Below are 677 nucleotides of genomic sequence, written 5' to 3' on the forward strand. Positions count from 1 at the left end.
CGCGGCTATGACTCGGATCATCCGCGCGTCGGCGGCGATGTCGGCATGGCCGGCGTTGCCATCGATTCCATCTACGACATGCGCACGCTGTTTGCAGGGATTCCGCTCGACCAGATGAGCGTGTCCATGACCATGAACGGCGCGGTGCTGCCGATCCTCGCGCTCTATGTCGCCGCCGCCGAGGAACAGGGCGTGCCGCCGGAGAAGCTGTCGGGCACCATTCAGAACGACATTCTGAAAGAGTTCATGGTGCGCAACACCTACATCTATCCGCCGGCGCCCTCGATGCGGATCATCTCGGACATCTTCGCCTACACCTCTCAAAAGATGCCGAAGTACAATTCGATCTCGATCTCCGGCTATCACATGCAGGAGGCCGGTGCGACGCAGGATCTCGAGCTCGCCTATACGCTGGCTGACGGCGTCGAATATTTGCGCGCCGGCCTTGCCGCAGGGCTCGACGTCGACCGCTTCGCGCCGCGGCTGTCGTTCTTCTGGGCGATCGGCATGAACTTCTTCATGGAGGTTGCCAAGCTGCGCGCGGCGCGCCTGCTTTGGGCCAAGCTGCTCAAGCCGTTCAACCCGAAAGACCCGCGCTCACTGTCGCTGCGCACGCACAGCCAGACCTCGGGCTGGTCGCTGACCGCGCAGGACGTCTTCAACAACGTGATGCGTAC

Annotated in this window: 1 protein-coding gene; it reads left to right on the forward strand. The window is 62.5% G+C overall.

What is annotated here, in order from left to right:
- A partial coding sequence (locus tag I6F33_RS37900) for a methylmalonyl-CoA mutase family protein (RefSeq protein WP_225145789.1) occupies positions 1-677 on the forward strand: 677 nt, incomplete at both ends.

Source organism: Bradyrhizobium sp. BRP20, from assembly GCF_020194215.1.
In the GTDB taxonomy this organism is placed as follows: Bacteria; Pseudomonadota; Alphaproteobacteria; order Rhizobiales; family Xanthobacteraceae; genus Bradyrhizobium; species Bradyrhizobium yuanmingense.